This window comes from Nocardia sp. CY41 (assembly GCF_009829325.1).
Classification (GTDB): Bacteria; Actinomycetota; Actinomycetes; order Mycobacteriales; family Mycobacteriaceae; genus Nocardia.
The window spans coordinates 216,439-230,399 of the sequence record NZ_VUOS01000007.1 but is presented as its reverse complement, the minus strand read 5'-3'; the positions used below and the strand labels follow the sequence as shown (position 1 = coordinate 230,399).

Sequence of the window (13,961 nt, the reverse complement as noted above, 5' to 3'; positions counted from 1 at the left end):
CCGCGAGCGTAAGCATCCGGCGTTAAATCCGTGTTACATACACGCTTAAGATTGCTGACCTGGATTTTTTCGGAAGACTCCGCACAGCCGGATCGTCCCCTTTGTGAGGTTTTTCCGGAAACGGCCGCGCGGCGCCACCGGTCGGCAACCGTGCCCGGCGGCTCAGCAGGTGAGGCCGGGAGCAGGCTCGGTCAGATCGACCAGATAGGCGATGACCGCGTCGTCCACACAGGGCACGCCACCCGCCAGCGCCACCGTGTGCCGGTTGCCCTGGTAGGTGATCAGCGCGGCGCCCAACTGCGCGGCCAGGTCGACTCCGGCCTGGTACGGCGTCGCCGGGTCCTCGGTCGTCGAGACCACCACCGTCTTCGGCAGGCCCGCCACGGCGATGCGATGCGGTTCGCTCGTGTTCGGCACCGGCCAGGCGGTGCACAGCTCCAGCGGCGCAGCGCCGGTGCCGCGGCCGTCGTCGAGGAACGGGGCCGCTTTGCGGTACTCCGCGTCCTGGCGTCCGGTGACCGCGCGATCGGTGATGCGCGGATCGTCCACGCAGCGGATCGCGTTGAACGCGTCGGTGGTGTTGGTGTAGGTGCCGTCGTCGCGGCGGCCGTCGTACAGGTCGGCCAGCGCGAGCAACGTATCGCCACGCCCGTCCCGCAACTCCGACAGCCCGAGCGTGAGCACCTTCCACAACTCGTCGGTGTAGAGCGCCTGGCGTACGCCGGTGAGCGCGTCACCGTAGGTCAGCCCGCGCGGATCGGTGGTCTGCGCGGGCTTGTCCCACAGCGGGTTCACCAGCGCCCGGAACCGCGCCACCGCCTGCGCCGGGTCCGAACCCAGCGGGCATCCCGGCTGCTGCACGCAGTCTGCGGCGTAGGCGTCGAACACCTTCTGGAAGCCCGCCGCCTGGCGCAGCGACTCCTGCACCGGATCCTGTGAGGAGTCGATGGCGCCGTCCAGCACCAGGGCGCGCACGCGGTCGGGGAACTTCTCCGCGTACGCCGAACCGATCTTGGTGCCGTAGGAGTACCCGACGTAGGTCAGCTTCTCGTCACCGAGCGCCGCACGCATGACGTCCAGGTCCTGCACGACCTCCCGGGTGCCGACATGGGCGAGGAATTCCTTGCCGGTGCGCTCGGCGCAGCGGTCCGCGTACCGGCGGTTGTCGGCCTCCGCGTCGGCGATGCCCGCCGGGGTGTAGTCCTCCTCCGGCTCGGCTCGCTCGGCGTCCTGTTCCTGGGGTGTCTGGCAGACGATCGTGGGCAGGGAGGAGCCGATGCCGCGCGGGTCGAAGCCGATCCGGTCGAAGCGCTCGGCCAGCTCGGTCTTGTTGCCGAGCGACGACAGGCCGAGACCGGACTCCCCCGGCCCGCCCGGATTCATCACCAGCGAACCGATCCGCCGTCCGGTCGCCCGGGTGCGCGAGATCGCGATCTGCGCGGTCGCGCCCTCGGGCGCCGCGTAGTCCACCGGCACGGTGATCCGGGCGCACTCGGCGCTCGGCGGGAGCCGGTCGTCCGGTCCGCCGAATCCGGTGCAGTCGCCCCACTGCACGGTCTGGCCGTAGAACTTCTCCAACCCGGTGGGCGGCGTCGTCGTTGTCGGCTGCCCCGATTCGGTGCGGGTGACGGCGCACCCCGACATCAGGACAGCGACCGACGCCAGCACCGCCACCGAGAGCGCACCGCGCCCGTTCCGCACCGTCGACATGCCTCCGATATTGCCACCGGGCACCCGCGGGCACCGCCCCCGGGCAAACTTCTGCGCTGTGACCAATTGCACCGGTCATCGGCCTTAATCCGGGTCGGTGGCGGGTGGCACACTGATTCTCGTCAGACAATCCCGGGGACCCGGACGGGCCCCGAGGCGACACAGACGAAAGGGACGATGATGTCCGTATCCGATTCGGAAACCCCTGCCTACGGTGCGGCGCCCGCGGAGCCCAAGAAGGTCGTGCGCAAGACCCGGGTGCACCACTTGCAGCAGATGAAAGCCGATGGCGAACGCTGGGCGATGCTCACCGCCTACGACTACTCCTCGGCGCGGCTGTTCGAAGAAGCAGGCATCCCGGTGCTGCTGGTCGGCGACTCCGCGGCCAACGTCGTGTACGGCTACGACACCACCGTGCCGATCACCGTGGACGAGCTCATCCCGCTGGTACGCGGCGTGGTGCGCGGCGCGCCGCACGCGCTGGTGGTGGCCGACCTGCCGTTCGGCACCTACGAGTCCTCCCCGCAGCAGGCGCTGGCCACCGCGACCAGGTTCATGAAGGAGGGCGGGGCGCATGCGGTGAAGCTGGAGGGCGGCGAGCGGGTCGCCGAGCAGATCGCGCTCGTCACCGCGGCGGGCATCCCGGTCATGGCGCACATCGGCTTCACCCCGCAGAGTGTGAACACCCTCGGCGGATTCCGGGTGCAGGGCCGCGGCGACGGCGCCGAACAGCTGATCGCCGACGCCATCGCGGTCCAGGAGGCGGGCGCGTTCTCCGTGGTCATGGAGATGGTCCCGGCGGAGCTGGCGGGGCAGGTCACTCGCAAGCTGACCATTCCGACGGTCGGCATCGGCGCAGGCTCCGACACCGACGCGCAGGTGCTGGTCTGGCAGGACATGGCCGGTTACACCAGCGGCAAGACCGCCAAGTTCGTCAAGCGCTTCGGCAACGTGGGCGACGAATTGCGCTCTGCCGCAGCGGCCTACGCCGACGAAGTGCGCCGGGGCACCTTCCCGGGGCCGGAGCACAGCTTCTGACATCACGGCCTCCCTTGATATACTCTCTGATATCCGTATATCAAGGGAGGTGTAGCCATGTCGCGGACCATAGTCGACCTCGATGACGGCGCACTGGCGTTCGCGCAGCAGCAGCTGGGCACGCGGACCAAGCGTGACACGATCAACCGGGCATTGGCCATCGCAGCGGGCCTGACCGCGGACGATCGCGCCCGCGGCTTGGCCTGGCTGCAGGCCAATGCCGAGGAAATCCTGGACTTCGACGTGCTGGCAGGCGAGGAGCGGTCCCGGCGTTGACCTACCTCGCCGACACCTCGGCCGTGTGGCGACTGCTTCGTGGCCAGGTGCACGACCCGTGGCCGCGCCAAGTGGCACAAGGACTCGTCGCCGTCTGCCCGCCCGTCGAAGCCGAACTCATGGTCTCCGTTCGGTCGGGCAAGGACTTCGAACCGTTCTTCGCAGTGCTGGGCCGTACGTTCGGCTGGTACCCCGCGCTCGATGATCCTTGGCGTCACGTGCTGGCGGTGCAGCGTGACCTGATCCGAATCGGCCACCATCGCGGGCCGTCGCCGATGGACATCGTCATCGCTCTCACCGCGCTCGAGCACCGCCTGACGCTCCTGCACGCGGACGCCGACTTCGAATCCATCGCAAAGGTACGACCAGAGCTTCCGATGATCCGCGTCGATCGCTAGCTCCGACGGCGCGAAGGACTTCGGGCGCGCAGTCAGCGCTCCACCTGCCGGATTCGCTGCGCCGGTTGCGAACCCAGCCTAAACCGACACTCCTCGTCCCGTCGGTGACTTGTGCACACCGGGCGGTCCGAGCTGCGCGCACGGTTGCGCTGATCTATTCCCACCGAAAACGGCCGGTTCGGGCCGGTCGGCGAAAACAATGGCAGACTCGATGCCGACAATACCGACACGACCAGAGGTACCCATGCCGTACAGCCGTTGGATTTCACGCAGCACCCTGCTGGTGGCGGGCGCTCTCGCCGCCGCGGCGTTGACCGCTTGCGGCAGCGACTCGGGACCGGCCCCCACCGGCAGCTCGAGTTCGACCACGGCGTCGGCCACCGCCACGCCGGGCACCACCGCGGGCCGCACCACACCGGCGAGCCCGGAGATCTCCGACGCGGCCGCGACCCAGCTGTGCGACATGATCCGGCCGGAGCTGTCCAACTGGCGAATCCAGGGCGGCACCCTGGGCAAGATCGGCCTGAACGCGTTGGTCCACGAGTGGGCACTGCGCAACGGCGGCATCAACGCCGCGGTGCTGGCCGACAAGCCGATCGTCGACCGTGCCACGGTCAAGGCCTGCCCCGACGTGCGCCAGCAGGCCGTGGAGGCGCTGGGCATCCCGGATCTGGCCTCGGGTCTGGCGTTCTGAGCCGGGCGGCCGGATGCGCACTCTCTATCCCCCGATCGAGCCCTACGCCTCCGGCATGCTGGCGGTCGGCGACGGCCAGTCGGTCTACTGGGAAGTCAGCGGCAATCCGGACGGCAAGCCGGTGGTGTTCCTGCACGGCGGGCCGGGCGGCGGCACCGCGCCGTTCCATCGACAGTTCTTCGATCCGGCCGCCTATCGCATCGTGCTGTTCGACCAGCGTGGTTGCGGCCGGTCCACCCCGCACCTGGCCGACGACGCGAGTCTGGAGCACAACACCACCGGTCATCTGATCGCCGACATCGAGGCGCTGCGCGAACATCTCGGCATCGCCCGCTGGCAGGTGTTCGGCGGCTCGTGGGGTTCCACGCTGGCGCTGGCCTACGCGCAACGGCACCCCGAGCGCGTGACGGAATTGGTGCTGCGCGGCATCTTCCTGTTGCGACGCAAGGAAATCGACTGGTACTACAACGGCGCAGCGGGCTACGTCTATCCGGACGAGTGGGAGAAGTTCCTCGCGCCGGTGCCCGAGGACGAACGCGACCAGGATCTGGTCGAGGTCTACCACCGGCTGCTGCACTCGCCCGACGAGGACATCGCGCGCACCGCCGCGATAGCCTGGTCGAGCTGGGAGGGCGCGACGAGTTCGCTACGGCCGCAACCGGATCGGGTGAGCGAGACCTCCGAGCCGCGATTCGCGCTTGCCTTCGCCAGAATCGAGAACCACTACTTCCGCCACGGCGGTTTCCTCGACGAGGGGCAGCTGTTGCGTGACATCGGCGTGATCTCGCACATCCCCGCCGTGATCGTGCAGGGCCGCCATGACATCGTCTGCCCGGCCGTGAGCGCGTGGGAGCTGCACCGGGCCTGGCCGGGCTCGGTCCTGCACATCGTCGACGACGCCGGGCACGCGGCGAGCGAGCCCGGCATCACGCACCATCTCGTCGAAGCGACCGACCGATTCGCGAAAGTGGGGGTGGGCACGGTGGTCACGGCCGGGGACGCACTGGTGGACGCGCTGCGGGAGGACATCGATCGGCTCTTGGCCGCCGAGCCCGAGGTCCGGGCCGACGCGCCGGATTCGGTCCATCAGATGCGGGTGGCCACCCGCAGGCTGCGCAGTGTGCTGCGGTCCTACGGCAAACTGCTGGTCAAGCAATCGGCCGGCGCGATGGGCGCGGAACTCAAGTGGCTGGCCGGATTGCTCGGCGCGGCGCGGGACGCCGAGGTGCGCGCCGACCGGTTCGCCGCGCTGCTGGCCGAGCACGCCGAGCACGCCGACCCGGCCGCGGTCGACGCCGTCACCGCGCGTCTGGTGCGGGCCGAGCGGGATCGTTATCGCGCGGCGCACGACGAGGTGCTGACCGCGCTGGACGACGCGCGTTACCGCGCGTTGCGGGAAGAACTGTCCGGATGGCGCACCGATCCGCCCTTGCGCCACTCCCGCGCCGCGGCGTCCGCGACGGACGTCTTCGGGGAAGTGTTGCGCCGCGACCTCGACCGGGTGGAGACCTTGGTCCGCGCCGAGCCCACCGTCGACCCACGCGAACGGGTGGAGCTGCTGCACGACATCCGCAAGAGCGCCAAGCGCCTGCGGTACGCGTGCGAGGCGGCGGAGCAGGTGCTCGGCGAGGAGGCCGCCGAGCGCGGCGGCCGCGCCAAGAAGCTGCAAACCGTGCTCGGTGATCACCGCGACGCGGTGGAATCGCACGACGCGATCCTGCACCGGGCGACCGAGGCCGTCGCGGCCGGCGAGGACGCCGGTCTCTACGAGCTCCTCGCGGCGGCGGAGGACGCCGCGGCCGGGCGCGAGCTGAGCCGTTACCCGGCCACTGCCGCCGCGGTGTTCGGAGCGGTCATCACGGGGTGATCCGGCCGCTCGCCGTCGCACCGCGGCCGTTCACGCAGGATAGGTGAAGAACACTTTCCGCTCCGCCGGGTCGGCCGACAGCAGCCGCACCCGCACCGATTCGCCTTCCGGTGGATTTCCCCCGCACGGCCCGAGCACCGGTGGGTCGGCGACGAAGACCACGGCCGGTCGGTTGCCGTTGGCCTCGCGCACCACGACGGCGTCGAACTCCGCACCGATCCGCCGCGCCAGCACGCTCGACTCGGTCAGATCGATGCAGGCGCGCTCGATCTTGCCCGCGACGCTGTCGCTGCGCCGCATGGCGTCGGCCGCGCCCGTCAGCCCGTCCCGCACCCAGCGCGGCACCTCGGCTCCCGCGCACCGGGCCAGGCAGATCTCGGTCGCGAACCGGTCGGACAACCGCCGCAAAGGAGCGGTGACGTGCGCGTACGGGGCCCCGATCGCACTGTGCCGCAGGGTGTCGGGCCCGGGCGGCTCCCCGGCCGCGCCGTCGACCACGGTGTAAGACGCTCCGCGCAGCAGGGTGGTCGCCTCGGACATCAGCACCAGCGCCGCGGGCGTGCCGGTGTCCAGCCGGGCCAGCATCTGCCCGACCGGTTCGCCGTCGGGCCAGGCCACGCCCAGCGCCTGCGCGGTACGGCGCATCGACTCGAGCGCGGGTTCGGAGGGGGGCGGCATGGTGCGCAGCAGCGCGACTCGCTCCCGGGCGGGCGCGTCCCCGTCCAGCATGATCCGCGCCGCGCACATGCCGGTCAGCAGCGAGACCTGCTCGTTCCAGTCGTCGGCGGCGGTGCGCGGTTCCACCACCAGCCGCCAGTGCCCGTCGGCGTGCTCGTCCTCGATGATGGTTTGCGCGGGCAACCGCAGCCCGATCGCGCCGCGCGCCACTCCCGCCTCGATGCGCCGCGTGCCGAATTCCGGCAGGGCCGCGATCGAGGGATGCAGGCTTCCGGACTCCGCGTCGGCCTGCACGCGGAGGTAGTCGAGCCGGGCGCGGGAGCGCACCAAGGCGCGGACCACCGAGAACCGCACCGGTTCGGCCTGGTCGTCGAGCTCGATGGTCCACAGCGCGGCCGGACGCGACCGGTCGGGAAGCAGACTCGCGGAACCCTCCGACAGCACCGGCGGGTGCAGCGGAACGGTGCCGTCGGGAAGGTAGAAGGTTTGCCCTCGCGCGCCGGACTCTTTGGCGAGCGCGCCGTCGGGGTAGATCACGGCACCCACATCGGCGATGGCGTAATGCACGGTGAAGCCGCTGGGAGTGCGTTCGATATGCAGGGCCTGATCCAGATCCATGGCCCCGGGCGGGTCGATCGTCACGAACGGGATGTCCGTGCGATCGACCCGGTCGCCCGCGAACGCGTCCACCGCGTCGCGGGCCTCCGCGCCGGCCTCGGCGGGATACGCCGAGGCCAGGCCGAACTCCGATCGTATGGCACCGAAATTCACCGGTGCCGAGACGATCCGCTGGTGGAGTTCCACGCTTGCGCGCCGGTCCTACTGCAGCGCCAGCATAGTGCCGTTCAACTGGTCGAACGGCCCGTAGACGGTGAAGGTGACCCGGCCACCCGGCACCGAGGACGACACCTGAGCCGCGGCGTCCAGCGCCTCGCCGAAGGAGGCGGCGGACGGGTGCGGCAGCCCGGCCAGAGCCAGGCCGACGTGATTCTGGTGCACCCATACCGTGTCCGCGGGACTCAGGTCGACCTGAACCCCACCCGGCAGCGGGGTCACCGCGACCGCGCTCGCCGAACCAGCACCCAGCACCGCAAAAACCGAAGCGGCGCCCGCGACCAATGCGCCGGCGACCATGGAGCGAACTACTCGCATATGTATTGAGACCTGCTTTCCCGCGATCGAAGAACGAAGGGCCCGCTGCTGCCCCGCATCGGGCCTTGCCAACGGCGACTACTTTATGACGTCGATCACGATCAGGGCCAGTTCCGAACGAATCGGACAACGGAAATTCCGGCCGCGCGACATGAGCGAGGTCGCGCTGCTAACGTGGCCCGCCGTGACGGGCGTCCGGTTCGCCCGCACCTTCGGAAATGTCCCACACGTCGACAATTTGGGAGCTTCACGCCTATGTCATCGATTTTGTACGACTACCTGTTGCCTCTGCTGGGCCCCGAGCAGGCCGCGTACTGGGCTCAGGTTTTCGTGATCGACCCGGTCTGACCGCGCGATTCTTTTTCCCACTACTCGTCGCCTCCCGTTCACCTGACGGGAGGCGGCGGCGGTTCCAGCCCGATAGCATGCCGCCTCGTGACAAGAACTACCGCCGCTATCGCGGCCAGTGCCACCCTCTTCGCCCTGCTCCTCACCGGATGCGGCGAGGACAAGACCAGCGACGCCACCTCGTCCGCCACCACGACGGCGGCGCAGGCCGCCGCCCAGATCGACAGCGTGAAGGCGGGCGCGTTCCTCGTCAGTTTCCGCGGCGCGTTCCCCAAGCTGGCCGAAGGCAAGGACGACGCGAAGATCGCGAGCATCCTGACCGAGACCTGCGGGGACATCAAAGCGGGTAAGTCCGAGGACGACGTCGTCGCGAACATCACCAAGCGCGCGGGCGGCGCCACCCAGCCCAGCGCCGAGGAAGCCAAGGCGATCTACCAAATGGCCAAACTCATGTGCTGACCCCCGATCCTTCAGGCGTGCTTCGCATACCCGATCAATCGACCGCGGCACGGAACTCCGGGGCTTCGGGCAGGGGTGCGAAGCAACCCCGGCGGGCGGACGAGTCGGTCTGTAAGCCGGATCCTGTCCCCGGCCCTGGGGCCGGGGGGCGGCCATCCATCTGGGCACACCGTCGCCGGGTGCCTCGAGCGGTCCACCCGCAGGCTCGGGCGAGCAGCCCTCGAGCGCCTGCGCAGCCGCACCGCGAACGGTGCGACCTTCGACCTTGCTCCGGGCGGGGTTTACCCAGCCGCCCCGGTCACCCGGGGCGCTGGTGCGCTCTTACCGCACCGTTTCACCCTTACCGCACGGCCGCGAGGCCGTGGGCGGTTTGTTTTCTGTGGCACTTTCCCGCGGGTCACCCCGGGTTGCCGTTAACAACCGCCCTGCTCTGTGGAGTCCGGACTTTCCTCGGCGCCGGGCGGCGGCACTGCCGTGCCCGTTCCCGACGCCGCGGCCGCCCGACCAACTCGTCCGCCGTCCCAGGATACTCGGTACGGTTGGTGGCCATGGAACGTGTCGAGGTCGGCTTCCCCTCCGGAAGCGAACAGTGCGCGGCGTGGCTATATCGCCCGGACGGCGCACCCAAACCCCGCCCGCTAGTGGTGATGGGACACGGCCTGGGGGCCAATCGGGAAATGGGACTGGATCGGTACGCACGGCGATTCGCCGCCGCGGGAATAGCGGTCCTGGTCTTCGACTATCGGCATTTCGGTGCCAGTCAGGGCACACCGCGCCAACTGCTGAGCATCGCGCGCCAGCGCGCGGACTGGCATGCCGCCATCGCGTACGCGCGCACACTGCGCGGCATCGACGCGACCCGGATCGCGTTGTGGGGCACGTCTTTCGGGGGCGGTCACGTGCTGTCCGTCGCGCCGGACGACGCCTACCTCGCGGCCGTGGTCGCGCAGGTGCCGTTCACCAGCGGTCTGTCCTCGGCACTGGCCAAGGGGCCGATCAGCTCCATCAAGGTCGCCACCATCGCCGCCGCCGATCTGCTGCTCGCGCCGATCCGGCGCAAGCCCACCGGGATCCGGCTCGCCGGACGCAAACGCGCCGCGGCGCTGATGAGCGCGCCCGACGTGCCGGACGGCTTCCGCAGGCTGACCGACGAGAGCGAGACCTACGAGCCGAAAGTCGCCGCGCGAGTGGCGTTCTCCGCGCTCTTCGACGCACCGGGGCGACGCGCGAAAGCCCTGAAGATGCCGGTGCTGTACGCGCTGTGCGACGACGACTCCGTGGCACCGGTGAAATCGGCGCTGCGCGCCGCCGAGCGCACCAAGCACGCGGTGGTGAAGCGTTATCCCGCCGGGCATTTCGACATCCATTTCGACGAGGTCTTCGAGAAAGCGGTTTACGACCAGACCGAATTCCTGGTGTCGGTGTTGCGGCCATAGGTGGTCAGCGGCCCGGGTCTTATGGCGCCGGGCCGCATCTCGGTGCCGCGCCGAGTGAATTGCGAAAGAACACGCGTCGAGCGGAACCGAAGCTGTCGGTGCCCGGCGTTACAGTGCGTGCCATGCATTCCGCCGTGGTCGTCGACGTCGTGCGCCGGATCGCGCCGCTCGACGGGCTCGAGCAGCAGCACCTCGACACGACGCTCGCCTGACTTGCGTCGACCGACGACATTTTCCGGCGGCTCAAACCTGCCACGCCGCCGCGGCATCTGGTCTCCTATGTCGTACTGGTCGATCCGCGCGCGCGGGCGGTGCTGCTCGGGCAGCACCGCCGCTCCGGGCTGTGGTTGCCGACCGGCGGGCACGTCGATCCCGGCGAGCATCCGCTCGAGACCGCGCGGCGCGAAGCGGCCGAGGAAATCGGCATCCAGGCGCGGTTCGACGTCATCGGACCCGATCCGCTGTTCCTCACCGTCACCACCACGGTCGGCTCCGACGCTCACGAGGACGTCAGCCTCTGGTACGTCATCCGCGGCGACCGCGCCCACGGCCACGCCCTCGATCCGCGCGAATTCGACGGAGCGCGTTGGTGCGACGTCGCGGATTTCGCTCTCCCCGACACCGACCCTCACCTCGAACGATTCCTCACCGAACTCGACGGCGCGCTCGGGCGGCGCACCGGCTGAGGCCGCCCCCGAGTCGACGGAGCCGGCCGATGCTGTCACGATGACGCGGATGATTGTCAGGCTTGCGCGGGAGGACGACCTCGCCGGTTTATCCGAACTGGCGGGTCAGGTCGAGCACTGGTTCGGCGCGACCGCCGACGACGCCGAATTCCGTGCCGCCGTGCTGCGGCACGTGGAGCGGGGTACCGCGCTGGTCGCCCGGTCCGCGGGCGCGGAGGTGCTCGGCGGCCTCCTGTTCGGGCCGAGGCCGCCGGTCTACCGGGTGCGCTGGCTGGTCGTCGCGGAACAAGCGCGCGGGCACGGCATCGGGCGGACCTTGATCGCGGACGCGATCCGACGGTACGTCCCCGCCCCGGGCACGCTCGAAGTGGTCACCTTCGGCCCTGATCATCCCGGCGCAGTCGCCAGCGGTGCGCGCGCGTTCTACCAGAGCATGGGCTTCCATCCCGCGGAAGACGCGGCTCCCGGGCCGGAGGGCGGGTCTCGGCAGGTCTATCGACGTCGCGTGTGAGGGCCGAGTCAGCGCCGGCGGAACGCGCGCCAGAGGATGAACGCGAGGGTGGAGGCGGGAATGGCGGCGAGGATCGGCTTGTCGCGCAGCGTCTCCAGCAGTGTGCGGCCCGGACGAATCACCGGTCCGGGGATGCCCGCGGCGCCGCGTTCGGCTGCCGCGGCGGCGTCCGCCTCGACTTGTTCGGCGCGCTCGGCAGCGCGTCGAACCGACTCCGATATCGGTGTCTCCCGCCGGTCGGCGTCCGCGGCCGAGAACCGTGCGGTGGATCCCGGCTCCGTGGTTCCTGCCGCGTCGGCGAGGCCGCCCGCACCCGCTTGGCCTTCGGCCGAGGTCACCGTCTCCGGCTTGCCGCCCGCGCCGGTGGAAGCCGCTTTCGCCGCCGCGCTCTCCGGGGCCTGCGCGGAAGTCTCCGTTCCCGCCTTGCCGCCCGTACCGGCGGCACCGCCGAACTCAGCCGCCGCGTCTTCCGAGATCTGCGCCGAAGTCACCGTCTCGGTCTTGCCTCCGGCCGCGGCGGACTCCGCCGCGTCGTCCGGACGCGAACTCACGCTTTCCGGCTTCCCCGCAGCGGCACCGGCCGCCGCAGCCGCAGTCTCGGGGGCCTGCGCGGAAGTCACCGCTTCTGATTCGTCTCCCGCACCGCCACCGCGAGACTCCGCCACCGTGTCTCCCGAATCCTGCCCGGAAGTCACCGTCTCGGGCTCCGGCGCCACACCGTAGGCGCCGCTGGCCTGCACGGCCGCGTCCTCCGGCACCTGTGCCGCACCGGGTGTCCCCGTGACGTCACCGCGGTCCTCGCCGGGCGTGTCCGCCGTGGGCTCCGGGTTCCCGCTCGTGCTGGTCGCATCGCTCACCGCGTCCGCCGCATCCTGGGAAGGCCGCCCGATCCCGGACGGCACATCGGCGGTACCCGGCGCGTCGTAGGTCGCCTTGTCCGCGGATTTGCGATCGTTCATGGCTGTCTCCTGTGCTCGGCGTCGCGGTGCGGGACGGACGTCTCGGATGCCGTCGCCGCCCGGATACCCTGCGGATGGGCGGGCAAACCGGACCTCGGAGGCCGCCACTCCATCTCGAATTCCCGGCGCGGATCACCCGGGGCGATCGGTCCACCGCCCCCGGTTCGCACGAAGCCGTGACGCAGGTACAGGCGCTCGGCGAAGAAATTGTGCTCGGCGAACTCCAAGCGGACGACGTCGTGCCCACCCGCGACCGCCCAGTCGAGCACCGCGCGGACCAGCAGGTCCGACACACCGGTACCCCGCGCCCGCGGCGCTACCCACATCGAGATCAGGTGTACCCCACCGCGTTCCGGGTCGGGCATGCCCGCGACCGTACCCATCTCGGCACCGCCCGACTCGGCGACGAACTGCGCCCGATCCGACAGCGCGCGCCGCCAGCCGCTCTCGGTGCGGGCCTGCGCCTCGGCCAGGGTGGTGCCGAAGAACTGCGGCGTATCGGCCAACGCCGCCAGCCGGATGCGCCGGAACACCGCCCAGTCGTCCGGCACGAGCAGCCTGATCTCGGGTGGAGGTTCCATTCGGATTTCTCTACCGGTAGGCGAGGTCGTGCGCAAAGGTTTTCCGGCGACGCCCTCGCCTCCTGGTGGCGCGGCTCGCTCATGACGCGGCGGAAACGATCCTCGTGTTCTGCAACGAGGTGAACAACCATCGTCCGTCCTGCCGCACGGCGACTCCGGTCTGCACGGATCTGTCCTCCGCGCGCACTCGCCGCAGCCGTGACGTAGTACCCAGACCCCACTGGTCACCATGATCGCCACGTCCAGTGCCGGGAAGCGGATCGTGGTGATCTCCGGCTCGGAGAGGCGGGTTCCGTTCATGAAGCCGTCGAATCCTTCCTGCATCACCTCCGCGAGGTCCGGGGCTCCGTGGATGAATTCGCCGATCACCGAGACGAAATCGGCGTCGGCGGTGAAGGTCGCGGCGCACGCCGCACCGTCGCCTGCCGCCCAGGCCGCGACTTGCGCGTCCAGCAACCGCGCCAAAACTGCCTCGTCGGCCGAGCGGGACCGGGCGTCGCCGTGCGCGGTCACCGCCGTGCACTCAGGGCGCGCAGACCGGCGAATTCCAGACCGGCGAAGGCGGCGACCGCCACCGCGCCGACGAGCAGGAACACCACGCCTGGGCCGGTCAGCGCGAGCACGCCCGATCCCGCCAGTCCTATCATTCCGACGGCCGACAGCACGTTGACCGCTACGACCACCTGCGCGTGACGCGCGGGCACCTCGGGGCGCCGGGCGATCGTCAGCAGCGCGAGCGCCCCACCGAGCATGACGACGCCGAACGCGATGCTCCAGCTGCTGGTGCTGCACCCGGACGGGCTCTCGGCCCGGTTGGCCAACCTCGCTCAGGTGCGCGGACTGTTCCTGGAGCGGTTGGGCAGGCAGGTCGGCGCGAGCGGGGACGCGGAACTGGCCGCACTGTACGAGGAGGTGTCGGCCTACCCCCAGCCGGCCGGAGCGGGCGGGGCGGAAACGGAAGCAGGCGCACCGCCGAGCCCGTTCGAGGTACCGATCCGGATCCGGACGCCGGTCGGTGAATTGTCGATGTTCAGCACGATGGCCACCTTCGGCGCGCCCGCCGACGTGATGCTGTCGGAGCCGGCCATCGAATTGTTCTACCCCTTGGACGACTTCACCGCGGCCGCACTGCGCGAGGCGGCGGCCGTGGCGAAAGCGTGAGCGACGC

General features: G+C 70.2%; 16 protein-coding genes, 1 other RNA gene and 1 pseudogene. 11 read left to right on the top strand and 7 right to left on the bottom strand.

From position 1 onward, the window contains the following. Positions 1 to 162 precede the first annotated feature (162 nt). Positions 163 to 1,710 carry an alpha/beta hydrolase gene (locus tag GVY64_RS10220; RefSeq protein WP_159840267.1) on the bottom strand — a complete coding sequence of 516 codons (1,548 nt, stop codon included), beginning with the start codon at positions 1,708 to 1,710 and terminating at the stop codon, positions 163 to 165. Between the two features lie 180 nt (positions 1,711 to 1,890). On the opposite strand from GVY64_RS10220, the gene panB reads away from it, so the two are divergent. The 6 genes and pseudogenes from panB (at position 1,891) to GVY64_RS37735 (ending at position 5,983) form a co-directional block, all read left to right on the top strand. Continuing rightward, complete coding sequence (panB, locus tag GVY64_RS10215) at positions 1,891 to 2,748, top strand: 3-methyl-2-oxobutanoate hydroxymethyltransferase (protein ID WP_159840362.1); 858 nt, start codon at positions 1,891 to 1,893, stop codon at positions 2,746 to 2,748. A 57-nt stretch (positions 2,749 to 2,805) separates the two neighbouring features. Next, a complete protein-coding gene (locus tag GVY64_RS10210; RefSeq protein ID WP_159840266.1) occupies positions 2,806 to 3,024 on the top strand; it encodes a DUF2191 domain-containing protein in 219 nt (72 codons plus the stop codon). Continuing rightward, the gene (locus GVY64_RS10205) at positions 3,021 to 3,422 is read left to right on the top strand and encodes a PIN domain nuclease (protein ID WP_159840265.1); all 402 of its coding nucleotides are present in this window, start codon (positions 3,021 to 3,023) and stop codon (positions 3,420 to 3,422) included. Before GVY64_RS10210 ends, GVY64_RS10205 begins: the two co-directional genes overlap by 4 nt. A gap of 244 nt (positions 3,423 to 3,666) precedes the next feature. Further along, complete coding sequence (locus GVY64_RS10200) at positions 3,667 to 4,116, top strand: hypothetical protein (protein ID WP_159840264.1); 450 nt, start codon at positions 3,667 to 3,669, stop codon at positions 4,114 to 4,116. Positions 4,117 to 4,129: 13 nt separating this feature from the next. After that, positions 4,130 to 5,077: pseudogene (gene pip / locus GVY64_RS37740) on the top strand (prolyl aminopeptidase); the annotation flags it as partial. A 6-nt stretch (positions 5,078 to 5,083) separates the two neighbouring features. Beyond that, the gene (locus GVY64_RS37735; protein ID WP_236566734.1) at positions 5,084 to 5,983 is read left to right on the top strand and encodes a CHAD domain-containing protein; all 900 of its coding nucleotides are present in this window, start codon (positions 5,084 to 5,086) and stop codon (positions 5,981 to 5,983) included. A 30-nt stretch (positions 5,984 to 6,013) separates the two neighbouring features. Here the strand turns inward: GVY64_RS37735 and GVY64_RS10190 are convergent, their stop codons facing one another. Together GVY64_RS10190 and GVY64_RS10185 are read right to left on the bottom strand one after the other, a co-directional pair. After that, positions 6,014 to 7,465 (bottom strand): RNB domain-containing ribonuclease, encoded by a 1,452-nt coding sequence (locus GVY64_RS10190; RefSeq protein WP_159840262.1) that lies wholly within the window; start codon positions 7,463 to 7,465, stop codon positions 6,014 to 6,016. 15 nt (positions 7,466 to 7,480) lie between these two features. Then, the gene (locus tag GVY64_RS10185) at positions 7,481 to 7,813 is read right to left on the bottom strand and encodes a hypothetical protein (RefSeq protein ID WP_159840261.1); all 333 of its coding nucleotides are present in this window, start codon (positions 7,811 to 7,813) and stop codon (positions 7,481 to 7,483) included. Positions 7,814 to 8,248: 435 nt separating this feature from the next. Here GVY64_RS10185 and GVY64_RS10180 point away from each other — a divergent pair, with 435 nt between their 5' ends. Further along, a complete protein-coding gene (locus GVY64_RS10180) occupies positions 8,249 to 8,620 on the top strand; it encodes a hypothetical protein (RefSeq protein WP_159840260.1) in 372 nt (123 codons plus the stop codon). 96 nt (positions 8,621 to 8,716) lie between these two features. On the opposite strand, the gene rnpB is transcribed toward GVY64_RS10180, so the two are convergent. Then, positions 8,717 to 9,132, bottom strand: an RNA gene (rnpB, locus tag GVY64_RS10175) — RNase P RNA component class A. Positions 9,133 to 9,168: 36 nt separating this feature from the next. Here rnpB and GVY64_RS10170 point away from each other — a divergent pair. The 3 genes from GVY64_RS10170 (at position 9,169) to GVY64_RS10160 (ending at position 11,253) form a co-directional block, all read left to right on the top strand. Continuing rightward, positions 9,169 to 10,056, top strand: a complete 888-nt coding sequence (locus GVY64_RS10170) for an alpha/beta hydrolase (protein WP_159840259.1) — start codon at positions 9,169 to 9,171, stop codon at positions 10,054 to 10,056. Between the two features lie 230 nt (positions 10,057 to 10,286). Further along, a complete protein-coding gene (locus GVY64_RS10165) occupies positions 10,287 to 10,742 on the top strand; it encodes an NUDIX hydrolase (RefSeq protein WP_159840361.1) in 456 nt (151 codons plus the stop codon). Positions 10,743 to 10,791: 49 nt separating this feature from the next. Further along, positions 10,792 to 11,253 carry a GNAT family N-acetyltransferase gene (locus tag GVY64_RS10160; RefSeq protein ID WP_159840258.1) on the top strand — a complete coding sequence of 154 codons (462 nt, stop codon included), beginning with the start codon at positions 10,792 to 10,794 and terminating at the stop codon, positions 11,251 to 11,253. 8 nt (positions 11,254 to 11,261) lie between these two features. Here GVY64_RS10160 and GVY64_RS10155 read toward each other — a convergent pair whose 3' ends face one another. Genes GVY64_RS10155 through GVY64_RS10145 form a run of 3 tightly spaced genes read right to left on the bottom strand, consistent with a single transcriptional unit; the run spans position 11,262 to position 13,545 of the window. Then, positions 11,262 to 12,212: a hypothetical protein gene (locus GVY64_RS10155; RefSeq protein ID WP_159840257.1), complete on the bottom strand. Its 951-nt coding sequence runs from the start codon at positions 12,210 to 12,212 to the stop codon at positions 11,262 to 11,264. Beyond that, positions 12,209 to 13,306, bottom strand: coding sequence for a GNAT family N-acetyltransferase (locus GVY64_RS10150; protein ID WP_159840256.1), 1,098 nt, complete (start codon positions 13,304 to 13,306; stop codon positions 12,209 to 12,211). The genes GVY64_RS10155 and GVY64_RS10150 overlap by 4 nt, the downstream gene beginning before the upstream one ends. Continuing rightward, positions 13,303 to 13,545 (bottom strand): hypothetical protein, encoded by a 243-nt coding sequence (locus GVY64_RS10145; protein WP_159840255.1) that lies wholly within the window; start codon positions 13,543 to 13,545, stop codon positions 13,303 to 13,305. The genes GVY64_RS10150 and GVY64_RS10145 overlap by 4 nt, the downstream gene beginning before the upstream one ends. Between GVY64_RS10145 and GVY64_RS10140 the strand changes: the two genes are divergently transcribed. Further along, the gene (locus GVY64_RS10140) at positions 13,544 to 13,954 is read left to right on the top strand and encodes an MmyB family transcriptional regulator (RefSeq protein WP_159840254.1); all 411 of its coding nucleotides are present in this window, start codon (positions 13,544 to 13,546) and stop codon (positions 13,952 to 13,954) included. The genes GVY64_RS10145 and GVY64_RS10140 overlap by 2 nt on opposite strands. Positions 13,955 to 13,961 lie beyond the last annotated feature (7 nt).

What these genes read in the sequence shown, in the direction of transcription:
- GVY64_RS10220 (WP_159840267.1), bottom strand. Translation starts at nt 1,710, where the DNA reads ATGTCGACGGTGCGGAACGGGCGCGGTGCGCTCTCGGTGGCGGTGCTG.
- panB (WP_159840362.1), top strand. Translation starts at nt 1,891, where the DNA reads ATGTCCGTATCCGATTCGGAAACCCCTGCCTACGGTGCGGCGCCCGCG.
- GVY64_RS10210 (WP_159840266.1), top strand. Translation starts at nt 2,806, where the DNA reads ATGTCGCGGACCATAGTCGACCTCGATGACGGCGCACTGGCGTTCGCG.
- GVY64_RS10200 (WP_159840264.1), top strand. Translation starts at nt 3,667, where the DNA reads ATGCCGTACAGCCGTTGGATTTCACGCAGCACCCTGCTGGTGGCGGGC.
- GVY64_RS10185 (WP_159840261.1), bottom strand. Translation starts at nt 7,813, where the DNA reads ATGCGAGTAGTTCGCTCCATGGTCGCCGGCGCATTGGTCGCGGGCGCC.
- GVY64_RS10170 (WP_159840259.1), top strand. Translation starts at nt 9,169, where the DNA reads ATGGAACGTGTCGAGGTCGGCTTCCCCTCCGGAAGCGAACAGTGCGCG.
- GVY64_RS10160 (WP_159840258.1), top strand. Translation starts at nt 10,792, where the DNA reads ATGATTGTCAGGCTTGCGCGGGAGGACGACCTCGCCGGTTTATCCGAA.
- GVY64_RS10155 (WP_159840257.1), bottom strand. Translation starts at nt 12,212, where the DNA reads ATGAACGATCGCAAATCCGCGGACAAGGCGACCTACGACGCGCCGGGT.
- GVY64_RS10140 (WP_159840254.1), top strand. Translation starts at nt 13,544, where the DNA reads ATGACGACGCCGAACGCGATGCTCCAGCTGCTGGTGCTGCACCCGGAC.
- GVY64_RS10145 (WP_159840255.1), bottom strand. Translation starts at nt 13,545, where the DNA reads ATGCTCGGTGGGGCGCTCGCGCTGCTGACGATCGCCCGGCGCCCCGAG.